This window comes from Streptomyces malachitofuscus, from assembly GCF_055571035.1.
Window position 1 is genome coordinate 31,605 of sequence record NZ_JBVIGA010000005.1, and the last position, 18,284, is coordinate 49,888.

General features: G+C 72.0%; 1 protein-coding gene. It reads right to left on the minus strand.

Features of this window, described 5'->3' with window-relative positions:
- Positions 1-40 precede the first annotated feature (40 nt).
- The gene (locus ACZ44S_RS08670; protein WP_466926020.1) at positions 41-18,283 is read right to left on the minus strand and encodes a non-ribosomal peptide synthase/polyketide synthase; all 18,243 of its coding nucleotides are present in this window, start codon (positions 18,281-18,283) and stop codon (positions 41-43) included.
- Between the last annotated feature and the right edge of the window lies 1 nt (position 18,284).

Consider the following 18,284-nt stretch of genomic DNA (forward strand, 5'->3'; position numbering starts at 1 on the left):
CGACTTTGTTCTCTTCGACTTTGTTCTCTGCAACGGCTTTTCAGCTGTCGCTCTTTTCTTGGTCGCGCCGACCGGAATCAGGTGATCGTTCCAGCCGGTGGGCCAGTGCTTCGCCGATCACGGCCAGCGGGCCGGGCGTCAGCATGTCCTCGTGGCGTCCTGCCACCGCGTGCGCCACCACGGATCCGTCGACATAGGGGTGCCAGCGAGCGGCCTTCCGCTCTGCCTGATCGGCGTCCTCCCCCGCGACGAAGAGCAGCAGCGAGCCCCTGAAGACGCGGGGGGCGAAGCGCCCCCGCAGCTCGACTGCGGTCCGGTAGGCGGTGGCCAGGGAGTCCAGCCGGTCGGCCAGCAGCGGCGCCAGCGGGCCGCCGTGTCCCCTCAGCAGTTCCGCCGCCGTCTCCCGGGTCGGCTCAGGTCGGGTCCCCGCGCCCTCGGGCCCGCTGTCTCCGTCACCGGTGCCGATGGCCTCGAGGAGCCCGGCCAGGAGCTGGTGCTCGGCGGGAACGGGTGCCGCCACTCCGTCGGCGGCGGGGTAGGAGTCGAGCACGGCGAGGAGCGCGACCTCCTCGCCGGCCTCCTGCAGCTGTACGGCGGCCGCCTGGGCGACCAGTCCGCCCAGCGACCAGCCGACGAGGTGGTACGGCCCGGTCGGCTGGACCGCGCGGATCTCTGTCAGGTAGTCCGCGGCCATCTCGTCGATGTCCGCGGGCCGGTGGTCGGGCGTCTGCAGGACGCGCGCCTGCAGGCCGTACAGCGGCCGGTCGGGCGGAAGGTGCCGCAGCAGGCCCGTGTAACGCCAGCTGAGTCCGCCGGCGGCGTGGAAGCAGAACACCGGCGGTCGGCTGCCGCCGGCTCGCAGAGGCAGCAGCACGCCCAGCGCGTTGTCCGTGCCGGGGCCGGCCCCGTGTTCCAGGGCCGCCGCCATGCCGGTGACGGTCGGTGCCCGGAACAGCTCCTGGACACCCAGCGGCACGCCGAACAGTGCCCGGATGCGGCTGACCAGCCGCGCCGCCAGCAGCGAGTCTCCGCCGCGGGTGAAGAAGTTGTCGTCGATGCCGACCTCGGGAAGGCTCAGGGTCTCGGCGAACAGCCCGCACAGGAGTTCCTCCTGCGGTGTCCTGGGCCCGCGTCCGGTGCCCGCCGCCACCTCGGGCGACGGCAGGGCCGCCCGGTCGAGCTTGCCGTGCGCGGTCAGCGGCAGCGTGTCCAGGGTGAGGAACACGTGGGGGACCATGTGCTCCGGCACGAGGGCCGCCATGTGGTCGTGCAGTGCGCCGGGCTCCGGTGCGGGCCTGCCGGGACCCATGACCACGTAGCCGTACAGCCGCTTCTCTCCGGTCGGGTCCTCCCGGACCAGGGCGACCGCTTGGGCGACCCCAGGGAAGCGGGCGAGTGCCGCCTCGACCTCGCCGGGCTCGATCCGGAACCCGCGGAGTTTGACCTGGTGGTCGGTGCGGCCGAGGAACTCGAGCGTGCCGTCCGGGCGGAGCCGCCCGAGGTCCCCGGTGCGATACATCCTGGAGCCGGGCGGGCCGAACGGATCGGCGACGAAGACCTGCGCGGTCATCGCGGCGGCGTTGTCGTAGCCGCGGGCAAGCCCGGCGCCGGCCACATACATCTCACCGGGCACACCGACCGGAGCCGGGTCCAGCCCCGCCGACAGGACGTACACCCGGTTGCCCGCGAGAGGCACACCGATCGGCACGGTGTCCGGCACCGCGTCTCCCGGGCGCATGATGTGGTGCGTGGCGAACACCGTGGTCTCGGTGGGACCGTAGCCGTTCACCACGACGGTGCCGGGCGCGGCACGGCGCACCTTGCGCACCGCGTCGGCCGGGACCACATCGCCTCCGGTCCACAGCTCGCGAAGTCCGGCGAAGCAGGCCGGGTCCTCCTCGGCGAGCACCCGGAAGAGGCCGGCGGACAGCCACAGCCTGGTGATCCTCTCCTCCACCAGGAGCTCGGCGAGGCGGGCCAGGTCCGTCCTTCCCGGTGGTGCGATCACCCCCTCGCCCTGGTTGAGCAGCGGAATCCACAACTCCAGCATCGAGGCGTCCCAGGCCTGCGGGGAGTGGAACAGCATCCGCTCCCCTGACATGTCGCGCCAGGTCGGTTCGTCCGCCAGGTCCACGATGTCGCGGTGGGTGAGGGCGACGCCCTTGGCGGTTCCCGTGGAGCCGGAGGTGTAGATCACGCACGCCAGTTGGTCGGCCGCGACGGCGACCGGCACGTCGGTGCGGACGGGCCCGCCGGGGCGGACATCGGTGTCGACGGCGACCACGCACGCCGGGCCGTCCGGCACGGCCGCCCAGGCGGACGCCCTGCCCGAGTCGGTCAGCAGCACCGGAGCCCCGGCATCGGCCAGGAGCGCCCGCAGCCGGAGTTCGGGGTGCGCGGGGTCCAGCATCACATAGGCGGCGCCCGCCTTCAGTACGGCCAGTGCCGACACCATCAGGTCCGGGGAGCGGTCCAGCAGGATCCCGACCCGGTCCTCGGGCGAGACACCCGAATCGAGCAGCAGCGCCGCGAGCGCGGTGGCCCGTTCGTCCAGCTCCCGGATGGTCAGACGGGTCCGGCCCGAGGAGAGGGCCACGGCGTCCGGGGTCGCCGCGGCCCGCAGGGCGAGCCGTTCGTGAACGGTGCCGGGAGCGGCGGCGCCGGCGTCCTGTCCGCAGAGCACGGGCGCCACCGCGGTCCGCCGGTGTCCGCTGTCCGGGCCGGTCGGCCGGACACGGCCCACTGCCTGGGAGGGATCGGCGGCGACGGACTCCAGCAGGGCGGTGAACTCCGCCAGTACCTCGTCCGCCGTCCGCTCACCGATGAGGTCGGGCCGGTAGTCGATCCGCAGCCGTATCCTTCCGTCCCGTGCCGCTACGGCGAGGAGCAGCGGATAGTGCGAGGCGTCCCGGCCCTGGACGGCGGTGGAGCGCAGCCCCTGTGAGGCACGGGCGCCGTCGGCGGGCAGGGGGTAGTTCTCGAAGACGAGCACCGTGTCGAACAGCGTGCGCAGTCCGGTGAGCCGCTGGATGGCGGCCAGGCTCAGATAGTGATGGTCGCTGAGGGACGCCCACTCGTCCTGGATCCGGGTGAGCGCCCGCGTCCAGCTTTCGAACGGATCGATCCGGACCCGTACCGGCACGGTGTTGATCAGAAAGCCGATCATCCGGTCCGCACCCGGGAACTGCGGCGGACGTCCGGAGACCGTGGTTCCGAAGAGCACGTCGCCACTGCCGAGCCGGCGGCCCAGAAGGAGCGCCCAGGCCGTCTGCATCACCGTGTTGAGGGTGACGCCGGCCTGCGCCGCCCGTGCGCTCAGGGCCGCGACGAGTTCGGGGGACAGATCGTGCACGATCCGCTCCGGCAGCGCCGCTCGGGAACGGGAACGGTCTCCGGCCAGGAGCGTCGGTTCCTCCACCCCCTCCAGCACGGTGCTCCACGCCCGCTCTGCGGCCTGGCGGTCCCATGCGGACAGCCAGCGCAGGTAGTCCCGGAACGGGACGGGGTCCGCGAGCGACGCTCCGTCACCGCCCTTGTCGTACAGGGCGATGAGTTCCTGGAGCAGCAGCGGCATCGACCAGCCGTCCAGCAGCGTGTGATGCATCGTCATCACCAGGCGGTACCGGTCGCCGCCGTACCGGATGAGCAGGAACCTCATCAGCGGGGGCACGTCGAGCACGAACCGCCGTGTGCGCGACTGCTGGGTGAGGTCGTCGGCGCGGGTGCGGGCCTCGGTTTCACCGAGGCCGGACAGATCGGCTTCCTCCCAGTTCAGTCGTACCGAGCGGGGTACGCACTGCACCGTCTGTCCCGAGGGCCGGTTCCAGAAGGCCACCCGCAGATTGGGGTGGCGCTCCAGCAGGGCCTGGCCGGCGGCGCGCAGGGCCGTGGTGTCGAGCGTTCCTTCCAGGTCCAGTGCCAGCTGGATGTGGTAGACGTCGGGTCCGGCGTCCGCCTCCAGGGAGTGGTAGACCATCCCTTCCTGAAGGGGAGTCAGCGGCCAGACGTCGGCCAGGCCGGCCGGTCGCGCCTCCAGCGCGTCGATCTCCTCCTGCGTCACTCCCGAAAGGGTCAGATCCGCCGGGCTGAGCTCGGGACAGCTGCCGGAGTCCGTCTCCCGCCCCGTACGGGCCAGTGCGGCCAGGGCCTCGAACCACCGGTCCAGCAGTTCCCGGATCTCGTCCTCGTCGAAGAGGGCGTCGGGCCAGGAACAGGTCACGTGCAGGCGCGGCCCGTCCGGGTGGTCACGGGTGACAGCGGTGATCTCCAGAGGGTGCGCGAACGGCAGCGCGGGATCGGAGGAGCGCAGCGACACCTTGAGATCAGAAGCGCTCGACCAGCCGGGGACCGGCCCGTCCCCCAAGGAGGGGTCCCCGGTGCCCATGCCGGCCCGGCCCAGGTAGTTGAAACCGATCTGTGGGCCGGGGAGCCCGGCGAGGAGCGCGCCGGTGTCGGGGTGGAGGTGGCGCAGCAGGCCGTAGCCCAGCCCGTTGTCCGGGAGCTCCCGCAGTTGCTCCTTGACCCGCTTCAGCGCGTCGGCGCACACCCTGCTCCCGGTGATGCCGGTGTCCGGGGCGATCGGGCCCGCGTCCAGCCGTACCGGGAAGCGGCTGGTGAACCAGCCGACCGTGCGGGTCAGGTCGACGCCCTCCTCGATCTCCTCACGGCCGTGTCCCTCCATCGTGACCAGGACCGAGTGGTCGCCGTCCTGGTCACGGGCGGGAGCCTGGGGCCGCCGCCATCGTGGGACGGCCAGTGCCAGACCGGCCAGCAGCACCTCGTTGATCCGGGTACCGAACCGTGCCGGCACCGCCGTGAGCAGTGCCGAGGTGTCGGCGGCGGAGAGAACGTCCGTGAGGTTGACAGCTGTCTCGCGTGTGTCCCGGGCCGGGTCCAACGGACTCGACCCGAGCGGCGGTTCGGGTTTCTCAAGAATCCCGCGCCACAGGGGGAGCTCGGCAAGGCGCTCGGGGCTCTGCGCCTCGGCGACGAGTGTCCGGGCCCAGCGGCGGAACGAGGTAGCCACCGGTGCGAGCGGTGCCTGGTCTCCCTGTGCCGCGGCCTGCCAGGCCACGGCGAGATCGGGGAGCAGGATGCGCCAGGACACCCCGTCCACGACCAGGTGATGGGCGACGATCAGCAGCAGGCCCGGGGCTGCGGGACCGCGGTCGAACCAGACGACCTGGACCATGCGGCCGTTGTCCGGGTCCAGCCCGCGGCGCGCGGCCTCGCCGTGTTCGGCCACGGCGTCCGTGACCGCGGGGTCGGTGTCGTCCGCCGTCGCGGGCAGTTCGACCCGAGTGACGCACACGCGTGCGTCGGCACTGCCTCGGGGGCGGACGTCGAGGCTCCAGGGCAGTCCTGGCGCGGCACTCACCAGCCGGGACCGCAGGATGTCGTGGTGGTCGAGCACGGCCTGGACGGCGCGCATGAGCCGGTCCTCGCCCAGCGCGGGCGGCACCCGCAGCAGTGCGGACTGGTTCAGCCCCTGGTACGGCCCGTCCAACTGGTACAGCCAGCGCACGATGGGAGTGGCCGGGACGGCGCCCGTGCCGTCGTCCGCGGTGGCGGGTGTCCGTGCCGAGGTCGTCCGGACCACCGGCACGAGTTCGGCGACGGTCTGATGGCGGAAGATGTCGCGCGGCGTGAACACGAGTCCGGCGTCTCGGGCACGGCCGACCAGCTGGATGGCGTTGATGCTGTCGCCGCCGAGGGCGAAGAAGTTGTCGTCGGCCCCGACGCGTCCGAGCCCGAGTACCTCTCCGATCAGCCGGCGGAGTATGTGCTCCGGGTCTGCGTGGGTGGGCATGGGCGAGGGGTGCGCGGTCGCCGGCGCCACGGGTGCGGGCAGCACGGCCCTGTCCACCTTCCCGTTCACCGTCAGCGGGAGGGCATCGAGCACCACCAGCGCCGAGGGCACCATGTGGGAGGGCAGGACGGATCGCACGTGTGTGCGTACCGCTGTGAGGTCAGGGGGCGCGCTCGCGGAGGCCACCAGGTATCCCACCAGCTGACGGATGCCGGGACGGTCCTCGCGCAGCACCACGACTCCGTGCGCGACACCGGGCGCGGCGGCCAGGGCCGCCTCCACCTCACCAAGCTCGATGCGGAAGCCCCGGATGTTCACCTGGTTGTCGGAGCGTGCGAGGTACTCGAGCTCACCGTCGTGCCGCAGGCGGACAACGTCCCCCGTGCGGTACATCCTGGCTCCGGGCGGACCGAACGGGTCGGCCACGAATCGTGCCGCGGTGAGCGAGGGCTGCCCGAGATACCCCCGGGCCACACCGGCGCCCGCCACGTACAGCTCGCCCGGCACTCCGCGCGGCGCCGGTCGCAGCCGGTCGTCGAGCACGTACGTCCGCACGTTCGGCAGCGGACGGCCGACCGGCGGCACACCGTCCCGGGCCGGGAGCGGCCCCGCCATCGTGCACGACACCGTCGTCTCCGTCGGCCCGTAGGCGTTGAACATCCGCCGACCCGACGCCCACCTCGCCACCACGCCCGGCGCCGCCGCCTCGCCGGCGATCACCAGTGTGCGCACCCCCGGAAGGCTGTTCACCGGCAGTTGTTCGAGCACGGCCGGAGGCAGCGTCGCATGCGTCACACCGAGCCCGCCCAGCAGATCGGGCAGCTCGGCCACTTCGGCGAGCATGTCGGCCGGGCCGAGGACGAGACAGGCGCCCGACACGAGCGGAGTACAGATCTCGGAGACCGCGGCGTCGAAGCCGAGCGAGGCGAACTGCAGGGCACGGCTGCCGGGCCCCATCCCGTAGGGACCGATCCGGGCGAGGACGAGGTTGGGAATGCCGCGGTGCTCCACGACGACCCCCTTGGGTCTGCCTGTCGACCCGGAGGTGTAGATCACGTATGCCGGTGTACGGCCGGTCGGCCGGGCCGTCAGCTCGTGCGGAGCCAGGTCGGTGTCCGAGCAGCGCGCCAGTTGCACCAGGGTCTCGGCGCAGTCCAGCGGTATCAGCCGATCCGCGACATCACCGGGCAGCCGCTCCCGCATGTCCGCCACCGTCACGATCAGCGCCGGGCGGGCGTCCGAGAGCACGTGGGCGATGCGCTTCGCCGGGTACTCGGTGTCGATCGGCAGGTACGCCGCCCCCGACTTCAGCACGGCGAGCACTGCCACCACCATCTCCACCGACCGCGGCACGGCCAGCGCCACCAGCGACTCGGGACCCGCACCCCGCTCCACCAGCAGCCGCGCCAAACGGTTCGCCCGCGCGTTGAGCTCCGTGTAGGTCACGACGGTGCCACCGTGCTCCACCGCCGGAGCGCCGGGCTGAGCGGCCACCCGGGCTTCGAACAGTTCGTGCACCAGGGCATCCGTCGTCACCTGCGAGGGACCGGTCGACGCGGCCAGCAGCTCTCGCCGCTCCGACTCACCCACCATGGCCAACTCCGCGACCCTCTGCAGCGGATCGGCGACGGCGGCCTCCAGCAACCGCACAAAACACGCCGCCATGCCCCGCACCGTCGACCGGTCGAACAGGTCCTCCGCGTAGGCGATGGATCCCGCGACGCCCGACAGACCGTTCCCGTCCGCGGAACGCCGCTCCGACAGCCGTACGATCAGGTCGAACTTCGCCCCGTCCGGTCCCGCCGGCAGCGGGCCGTCGGTCACGCGCTCGGTGGTCAGGCCACCCGCCACGGGCTCGGGACGGGCGAACGAGTTGAGTGTCAGCAGCACCTGGAACAGCGGATGGTGTGCCAGCGACCTGGTGGGGTTGACCGCGTCCACCACGCGCTCGAACGGCACGTCCTGGTGGGCGTAGGCGGCGAGGTCGGTCTCCCGGACCCGGGCCAGCAGCTCACGGAAGGTCGGATCGCCCGAGGTGTCGGTACGCAGCACCAGCGTGTTGACGAAGAACCCGACCAGATCCTCCAGCGCGTCATCGGTACGACCGGCGATCGGAGCCCCGATCGGAATGTCCGTGCCCGCACCCGACCGGGTCAGCAGCGCCGCCAGCGCCGCCTGGAACACCATGAACAGTGTCGAGCCGGTGGACTTGGCCAGGGCCTCCAGGCCTTCGTGCAGGTCCTCCGGCAGTTCGAAGGACACCATGCCCCCGCGGTGGCTCTGCTCGGCGGGCCGCGGGAAGTCCGCGGGCAGGGCGAGGCGGTCGGGGATACCGGCCAGTGCCTTCTTCCAGTAGGCGAGTTGACGGGACAGCTCACTGTCCGCGTCACCCGCCTCGCCCAGGACCTCGCGCTGCCAGAGCGTGTAGTCCGCGTACTGCACCGGCAGCGGCGCCCAGCCAGGGGCTTCGCCACGGCACCGCGCCGCGTACGCGGCCCCCAGGTCCGCAGCCAGCGGACCCAGCGACCACCCGTCACCCGCGATGTGATGCAGCAGCCCCACCAGGACATGCTCGTCGGGGGAGCGCACCAGCAGGGTGACACGCAGCGGCGGGTCCGTCTCCAGTGAGAATCCCTCCGACCGCATGGCGGCGAGGACATCGTCCACGTCGGCCTCGGCGGCTTCGACCACGTGCAGCCGCGGACGGGCCTGCCGCGGGTCGAGGACCATCTGGCGCGGCTCTCCGTCGAGCTCGGGGAACACGGTGCGCAGGCTCTCGTGCCGGGCGACCACGTCGGCCAGCGCCTCCTCCAGCGCCGCCCGGTCCAGCTCGCCCCGCAGCCGGGTCACCAGGGGCAGGCTGTACAGCGCTCCCCTTTCCTCCAGCCGCTGGAGGGCCCAGAGCCGACGCTGCGGCAACGACAGGGGCAGGACGTCGGGGCGGGTACGCCGGGTCAGCGGCGGACGCGCGGACGACGCCGCCCGCAACTGCCGCGCCAGACCCGCCACGGTGGGCGCCTCGAACAACGCACGCACCGGCAGCTCCACTCCCAGCGCCGACCGCACCCGCGACACCAGCCGCGTGGCGAGCAGGGAATGACCACCGAGATCGAAGAAGCTGTCATCGATCCCGACCCGGCCCACACCGAGCACCTCGGCGAACAGCCCGCACAGGATCTCCTCCTGCGGTGTCCTGGGCCCGCGTCCGGTGCCCGCCGACACCTCCGGCGCCGGCAACGCCCGCCGGTCCAGCTTCCCGTTCGGCGTCAACGGCAACGCGTCCAGCACCACCACCGCGGACGGAACCATGTACTCCGGCACCACCGACCCCGCATCGGCACGCACCGCCGCGACATCGACCACCGCGCCCACGGCCGGCACCACATACCCCACCAGCCGCCGATCGCCCGGCACATCCTCCCGCACCACCGCCACGGCCTGACCCACACCGGGGTGTGCGGCCAGCACGGCCTCGACCTCACCCAGCTCGATCCGGAAACCCCGCACCTTCACCTGGGCATCCGCCCGCCCCACGAACTCCAGCACACCATCCGCACGCCACCGCACCACGTCCCCGGTGCGATACATCCGCGCTCCCGCACCACCGAACGGACAAGCCACAAAACGCTCAGCCGTCAGGGCCGCGCGGCCGAGGTAGCCGTACGCCAGCTGCACGCCGGCGAGGTACAGCTCTCCGGGCACGCCGGCCGGGCACGGCTCCAGCGCCGCGTCCATGACGTACACCTGTGTGTTCCACACCGGCCGGCCGATCGGCACCGGCCCCGACGCGCCGGGCTCGCAGGGGTGGTATGTCACCTCCACGGCCGCCTCGGTCGGGCCGTAGAGGTTGTGCAGCGACACCCCGGGCAGCACCCCGTGGAACTCCTCGGCGGTCTCCCGCGGCAGGGCCTCGCCACTGGAGAACACCCGCTTGAGAGCCTGCTCGCAGCCCGCGGCCTCCGGTGCCGCCAGGAAGCTCCGGAGCATCGACGGCACGAAGTGGCAGACGTCGACCTCCTGTTCGCGGATGGTCCGGGCCAGATACGCCGGGTCCTGGTGCCCGCCCGGATCGGCAACGACCAGCGTGGCGCCCTCGCGCAACGGCCAGAACAGCTCCCACACCGAAACATCGAACCCGCTCGGTGTCTTCTGGAGCACACGGTCGCCGGGATCGAGCCCGTACTCGGCCTGCATCCAGCGCAGCCGGTTGTCGACGGCGGAGTGCGGGACGGCGACACCCTTGGGCCGACCGGTGGAGCCGGAGGTGTAGATGACGTAGGCCGGGTGCCGGGGAGAGAGCACTCCGGCGCGTTCGGCGTCCGTGACGTTCCCCGTGGGAAGTGTCTGCAGGGTCGTCAGGGTCTCCGGCTGGTCGATGAGCAGCGTCTTCGTGTCACCGAGCGCCTCGGAGAGCTGGGCCGCGGTCGTGCTGTCGGTGACGGTCAGGGCCGGTCGCGCGTCCTGGAGCAGGTAGGCGATGCGGTCGGCGGGGTAGTCCGGGTCGAGGGGCACGTAGCCCGCTCCCGACTTCAGAATCGCCAGCAGGGCCACGACCAGTTCGGTGGACCGCGGCAGGGCGACGGCCACCAGCCGCTCGGGGCCGGCGCCCAGGCCGACCAGGTGCCTGGCGAGCTGGTTCGCACGTTCGTTCAGCTGCTGGTAGTCCAGCCGTTCGCCCTTGAAGATCAACGCGAGGGCGCCCGGTGTCATGGCCGCCCGGTGCTCGAACGCCTCCTGCAGCACCGCCGCGGGCACCTCCCGCGCGGTGTCGTTCCACTGCACCAGGAGACGGCGTCGCTCGGCGGTGCCCAGGACATCGATCCGGCCGATCGGGACGTCCGGGTCCGTGGCGACCGCCGTCAGCAGACGCACCAGGCGGATACTCAGCGTCTCGACGGTCTCCCGGTCGAACATGGCTGTCGCGTACTCGACGAGACCGTCGAGGCCGTCCGGGCCGCCGGCCACGGAACGGCGCTCGGTCAGGGCGAAGGAGAGGTCGAACTTGGCCCATCGTCCCTGCCCGCCGGGTTCCGCGGACACCCCGAGCCCCGGCAGGTCGAGGGTCGCCTGATCGGTGTTGTGCAGGGCCAGGCAGACCTGGAACAGCGGGTGGCGGGACACCGAGCGGGCGGGACTCAGCTCCTCCACCAGCCGCTCGAACGGCACGTCCTGGTTCGCGTAGGCACCCAGATCGGTCTCCCGCACGCGCCCCAGCAGTTCCCGGAAGGTCGGGTCACCGGCCGTGTCGGTGCGCAGGACCAGGGTGTTGAGGAACAGTCCCACCAGGCGGTCGAGGGCGTTGTCGGTGCGCCCGGCGATCGGCGCGCCGACAGGGATGTCGGTGCCCGCACCCATCCGGGTCAGCAGTGCGGCGAGCCCCGCCTGCAGCACCATGAACAGGCTGGTGCCGGTCCTGGTGGCCAGCGCCTGCAACTGGCGGTGCAGATGGGAGTCGATCGAGAACGGCAGTCTCGCTCCCCGGTGCGCCCCCTCGGCGGGGCGCGGCCGGTCCCGGGGCAGCTCCAGCTCCTCCGGCAGGTCTTCCAGCGTCTCCTTCCAGTAGGCGAGTTGCCGGGACAGCTCGCTGTCCGCGTCACCCGCCTCGCCCAGGACCTCGCGCTGCCAGAGCGTGTAGTCCGCGTACTGCACCGGCAGCGGCGCCCAGCCAGGGGCTTCGCCACGGCACCGCGCCGCGTACGCGGCCCCCAGGTCCGCAGCCAGCGGACCCAGCGACCACGCGTCACCCGCGATGTGATGCAGCAGCCCCACCAGGACATGCTCGGCCGGGCCGAGCCTCAGCAGCCATGCCCGCAGGGGGAGGTCCCGCGTCAGGTCGTACCCTTGACCGGCGAGATCGGCGATCACCTCGTCCGTGTTCCGCGCGTCCACCTCGAGTACGGGCAGGTCGATCGTGGCGTGCCGCGGAGCGAGCACCTGCTGCCACGGTTCTCCGTCGGTCTCGGGGAACACGGTGCGCAGGCTCTCGTGCCGGGCGACCACGTCGGCCAGCGCCTCCTCCAGCGCCGCCCGGTCCAGCTCGCCCCGCAGCCGCAGCACCAGCGGGATGTTGTAGGCGGCCGCGGTGGTGTCGAGCTGGTTGATGAACCACAGGCGGCGCTGCGCGTACGACAGCGGCATGTGCTCCGGCCGGGGGGCCGGGACGGGACCGGGGCGGGTGGCGGCGTTCTTGTCCAGGCGGGCGGCGAGCCCGGCGACGGTCGGTGCCTCGAAGAGTGCCCGGATCCCGGGTTGTGCCGAGAGCACGGACCGGATGCGGCTGAGCAGCCGGGTGGCGAGGAGGGAGTGGCCGCCGAGTTCGAAGAAGTTGTCGTCGATCCCCACCCGGCCCACACCGAGCACTTCGGCGAACAGCCCGCACAGGATCTCCTCCTGCGGTGTCCTGGGTCCGCGTCCGGTGCCCGCCGACACCTCCGGCGCCGGCAGCGCCCGCCGGTCCAGCTTCCCGTTCGGCGTCAACGGCAACGCGTCGAGCACCACCACCGCGGACGGCACCATGTACTCCGGCACCGCCGACGCCACCGACCGGCGCACCACACCCTCGTCGACCACCGCGTCCACGGCCGGTACGACATACCCCACCAGCCGCCGGTCGCCCGGCACGTCCTCCCGCACCACCGCCACGGCCTGACCCACATCGGGGTGTGCGGCCAGCACGGCCTCGACCTCACCCAGCTCGATCCGGAAACCCCGCACCTTCACCTGGGCATCCGCCCGCCCCACGAACTCCAGCACACCATCCGCACGCCACCGCACCAGATCCCCGGTGCGATACATCCGCGCCCCCGCACCACCGAACGGACAAGCCACAAAACGCTCAGCCGTCAGCCCCGAACGCCCCAGATACCCACGAGCCACCCCCTCACCCGCGATGTACAGCTCACCGACCACACCGGTCGGCACCAGACCGAGCCGCGCGTTCAGCACGTACACCCGTGTGTTCGCCAGCGGACGGCCGATCGGCACCCCGCCCGACGGCAGCGGGGCTCCGGGGTCGATCCGGTGCTGGACGGCGCTGACCGCCGTCTCGGTGGGCCCGTAGACGTTGAAGACGGTCGACGACGGATGAGCCGCACGCCATGGCTCGACCGCCTGGGACGTCAGCGCCTCACCGGCGATCAGAAGGTCCCGGACGGTACTCGGCGCCTGACCACGCGCAGGCGCCAGCATGTCCAGGTGGCTGGGCGTCACCTTCAGCAAGGTGAGCGCATCGTGCGGGCCGCCGTGGGTGAGCCGGCCGACGCGGACACGGCCTCCGGTCGTCAGGGGAACGTGCAGCGAGGTCACCGTGGTGTCGAACGAGACGGACGAGTGCAGCAGCACCTGTCCCGTCACGCCCTGGTACTCCTCGGCCGCGGTCGCCACGTAGTCCGCCAGGCTGCCGTGTTGGACGGTGACACCCTTCGGGGTTCCGGTCGATCCGGACGTGTAGATGACGTAGGCGGGCTGCCCCGGCCGCAGGGTCCGCTCGTTCTCGTCCAGGTTCCGCGGCTCCCGGCCGGCGAGGTCCGCGACGACGTCCGTGTCGTCCAGCACCAGCACCGGCTGCCCCGTGGTCGCGGGCAGTTGCGCGACCGCGTCCCGCACTGTGGCCACCAGCACCGGAGCGGCGTCGGCCAGCATATGCGCCACCCGCTCGGCCGGATAGTCGAGATCGATCGGCAGGTAGGCCGCCCCCGACTTCAGTACGGCGAGGACCGCCACCACCATGTCCGGCGACGGCGGTACGGCCAGCGCCACCAGCGACTCCGGCCCCGCACCCCGCTGGAGAAGCAGCCGTGCCAACCGGTTGGCCCGCGCGTTGAGCTCCTCGTACGACAGCTGCTCGTCCCCCGACACCACGGCCGGTCGATCCGGTGTCAGCTTCACCTGCGCCTCGACCATCACCGGCAGGAGCAGGTCGGCCGGGCGGGTTCTCGCGGCGCCTCTCCCGGCGGCCAGCAGATGGTCCCGCTCCTCGGCCGTCAGGATGTCGACATCGCCGATCGAGTTGTCCGGATCGGCCGTGACCGCCTCCAGCAGCCTGACGAAGCGCGCGACCAGCGCCTCAACCGTCGACTGGTCGAACAGGTCCGTCGAGTAGTCGGCTTGGGCGTCGAGTCCGCCGGGCTGCCCGTCATCGGTGTGACGCTCGCTCAGCGCGAACGACAGGTCGAACCGTGCCAGGTCGCTCTCCTTGGGCTCCGTCGTGATGTCGATCCCGGGCAGAACGGCTTCGGCCCGGCCCACGTTCTGCAGGGCCAGGCAGACCTGGAACAGCGGGTGGCGGGCCAGGGAACGGGCGGGGTTCAGCTCCTCCACCAGCCGCTCGAAGGGCACGTCCTGGTGGGCGTAGGCGTCGAGGTCGGTCTCCCGTACGCGCCCCAGCAGTTCCCGGAAGGTCGGGTCGCCCGAGGTGTCGGTGCGCAGCACCAGTTCGTTGACGAAGAAGCCGATCAGTTCCTCGAGGGCGTCGTCGGACCGTCCGGCGATCGGAGTGCCGATGGGGATGTCGGTGCCCGCGCCCAGCCGGGTCAGCAGGGCGGCGAGCCCCGCCTGGAGCACCATGAACAGGCTCGCGCCGCTGCGCCGGGAGAGCTGCAGCAGTCGGCGGTGCAGTCCGGCGTCGAGCGCGAATCGGACACGGCTGCCGCGGTGCGTCCCGTCGGCGGGGCGCGGCCGGTCCCGGGGCAGCTCCAGCTCCTCCGGCAGGTCTTCCAGCGTCTTCTTCCAGTAGGCGAGTTGCCGGGACAGCTCGCTGTCCGCGTCACCCGCCTCGCCCAGGACCTCGCGCTGCCAGAGCGTGTAGTCCGCGTACTGCACCGGCAGCGGCGCCCAGCCAGGGGCTTCGCCACGGCACCGCGCCGCGTACGCGGCCCCCAGGTCCGCAGCCAACGGACCCAGCGACCACGCGTCACCCGCGATGTGATGCAGTACCAGCACCAGGACGTGCTCCGCCGGGCCCGTCCGAAGCAGGGTGACGCGGAGCGGGATGTCGTTCCTGACGTCGAAACCCTTTCGGGCGGCCGCCGCGACCGCGTCGCCGACTCGTTCCTCGGTGGTCCCCTCCGTCCGCAGGACGTTCTTCCCGCCGGTGGCGGGGTCGAGTACGACCTGGTACGGCTGCCCCTCGGTCTCGGGGAACACGGTGCGCAGGCTCTCGTGCCGGGCGACCACATCGGCCAGCGCCTCCTCCAGCGCCGCCCGGTCCAGCTCGCCCCGCAGCCGCAGCGAGAGGGAGATGTTGTACAGGTGGGCCGTGGTGTCCAGCTGGTTGATGAACCACAGGCGGCGCTGCGCGTACGACAGGGGCAGGACGTCGGGGCGGGTACGCCGGGTCAGCGGCGGACGCGCGGACGACGCCGCCCGCAACTGCCGCGCCAGACCCGCCACGGTGGGCGCCTCGAACAACGCACGCACCGGCAGCTCCACTCCCAGCGCCGACCGCACCCGCGACACCAGCCGCGTGGCGAGCAGGGAATGACCACCGAGATCGAAGAAGCTGTCATCGATCCCGACCCGGCCCACACCGAGCACCTCGGCGAACAGCCCGCACAGGATCTCCTCCTGCGGTGTCCTGGGTCCGCGTCCGGTGCCCGCCGACACCTCCGGCGCCGGCAACGCCCGCCGGTCCAGCTTCCCGTTCGGCGTCAACGGCAACGCGTCCAGCACCACCACCGCGGACGGAACCATGTACTCCGGCACCACCGACCCCGCATGGGCACGCACCGCCGCGACATCGACCACCGCGTCCACGGCCGGCACCACATACCCCACCAGCCGCCGGTCGCCGGGCACGTCCTCCCGCACCACCGCCACGGCCTGACCCACATCGGGGTGTGCGGCCAGCACGGCCTCGACCTCACCCAGCTCGATCCGGAAACCCCGCACCTTCACCTGGGCATCCGCCCGCCCCACGAACTCCAGCACACCATCCGCACGCCACCGCACCACGTCCCCGGTGCGATACATCCGCGCCCCCGCACCACCGAACGGACAAGCCACAAAACGCTCAGCCGTCAGGGCCGAACGCCCCAGATACCCACGAGCCACCCCCTCACCCGCGATGTACAACTCACCGGCCACACCGGCCGGGACGGGCCGCAGAGCCGCATCCAGCACATACACCTGCGTGTTCGCCAGCGGACGCCCGATCGGCGTCTCACCCGACGGCCCGACGCGGGCACTGGTGGACCAAATGGTCGTCTCGGTCGGGCCGTACATGTTCAGCACCGATGCCCCGGACCCGGTGAGCGCACCGGCCAGTGCGGCGTCCAGCGCCTCGCCCCCGACCAGTACCCGCAGATCCGGCACAAGAGAGGGCAGTTGCCCCACCACCTCGCGCCACATGCTGGGCGTCGCCTGCATCACCGTCACGGCATGCGACGTCAGCAGACGGGACAGCGCGGCCGGGTCACGTGCTTCATCACGCTCGGCGAGCACCACCGCCGCCCCGGACAGCAGGGGCAGAAACACCTCCAGCAGGGAGATGTCGAATCCGAACGTCGTCACGGCCAGCCAGCGGTCGGCAGCAGTCAGCGGCACGTCCTCCCGCATCGAGCCCAGGAAGTTCCGCAGAGCGCCGTGAGAGATCACCACGCCCTTGGGGCGGCCCGTCGATCCGGACGTGTAAAGAACGTACGCGGGATGCTCGGCGGCTACGTTCCGCCGTCCGGTCCAGTCCTCGGCGTCCGCGGGCGTCCGGTCCACCAGGACCACCGGCGTTTGCCGTCCTTCGTCCGGAAGCCCCGCGAGCGTGTCCCCGGTCGTCACCATCACCGCGGGACAGGCGTCCGCCAGCATGAACGCGATACGGTCCGCGGGGAAGCCGACATCCACGGGGAGGAACGCCGCGCCGGTCCGGGACACCGCCAGCATGGCGACGACAGTGTCGACGGAGCGAGGAACGGCGACGGCCACCACGGACTCCGGCCCGACACCGTGCTCCCCCAGTACCCGCGCCAGACCATTGACGCGCGCGTTCAGATCCGCGTAGGAGACGGTGGCGTCACCCGCGATCACGGCGGTCGCCTCGGGGGTGCGGGCCGCCTGTTCGGCGAACGACTCGGCCGACAGAGCTGCGGGCACCTCCCGCGCGGTGTCGTTCCAGCGGGTCAGCAGTTGCTCCCGCTCGTCCGCGTCCAGGATGCCGGTCTCGTCGAGCGGCCGGCCGGGGCCGGACACCGCTCCTTCCAGCAGCCGCAGCAGGCGCCGCAGCACCGACTCGGCGGCCGCGCGGTCGAAACAGTCGGGGCGGAAGTCCAGGCGCAGGTGCAGCCGTCCCTCCGCCGCGGTCGACACGACGAGCGTCAGGGGATAGTGGGTGGCGTCGCGGGCCTTGCCACCGGCCAGTCGCAGTCCCAAGGGCAGCTCCGCGGACGTGCCGGGACCCACCGGGTAGTTCTGGACCAGCATCGCCGTGTCGAAGAGGTGCCCCGCTCCCGCGAGGGCCTGGATGTCGCTGAGGCCCAGATACTGGTGGGCGGCCAGCTCCGACTGGGCGTGCTGCAGCCGGACCAGCGAGTCGGCCCAGGTCTGCGAGCCGTCCAGCCGGACACGGACCGGCACGGTGTTGATGAAGAGCCCCACCATCGACTCGACGCCGGGCACGTCCGCGGGGCGGCCGGAGACGGTCGTACCGAACACGACGTCGTCGCGCCCGGTGAGTCTCTCCAGCAGCACGGCCCAGCTGAGCTGCACCACCGTGTTCAGGGTCACGGAGTGGCGGGTGGCGAGCCGCCGCACGTCCGCGCTGAGCTCGGCGGACAACGTGTTCTCCACACGTTCCGGCATCCGCGGTTCACGGGGTGGCGGCACCGGGGCCAGTGTCGTGGGCTCGGTCACGCCGTCCAGCTCGCGCCGCCAGACGTCCTCGGTCACGGAACGGTCCTGGGCCGCCAGCCACTCCAGGTAGCGCCGGTAGGGCGTGACGGGAGGCAGCCGGTGCTCGTGGCCCGCGTAGAACTCGAAGAGTTCCCGCAGCAGCACGGGCATCGACCAGCCGTCGAGCAGGATGTGGTGATGGGTGATCACCAGTCGGTGGAGGTGCTCGTCACGGCGGATGAGCAGGGCGCGCAGCAGCGGCGGCCGGCCCAGGTCGAACCGCTCGGCACGCTCGTCGTCGGCAAGACGGTCGAGTTCGGCGTCGTGCTCCTGTCCGTCCAGGCCGCTGATGTCGGACTCCCGCCACCGGGGTGTGTCGGCTCCGGCCGGAATGAACTGCACCGGCTTGCCCGACCGCACCATCCGGAATCCGGCCCTGAGGTTGGCGTGCCGGCGCAGCAGGCCGGCCAGGGCCTCACGCATACGGCCGGCGTCCAGCGGTCCGGACAGATCCATCATGAACTGGCAGGTGTAGACGTCCTCGCCCTCGCCGTCGTACAAGGCGTGGAACAACAGCCCTTCCTGCAACGGCGAAAGGGGCAGCACGTCCTCGAACCCGGTGCGCCTCGGTGCCGGTCGGCCTGTCCGCGTCACG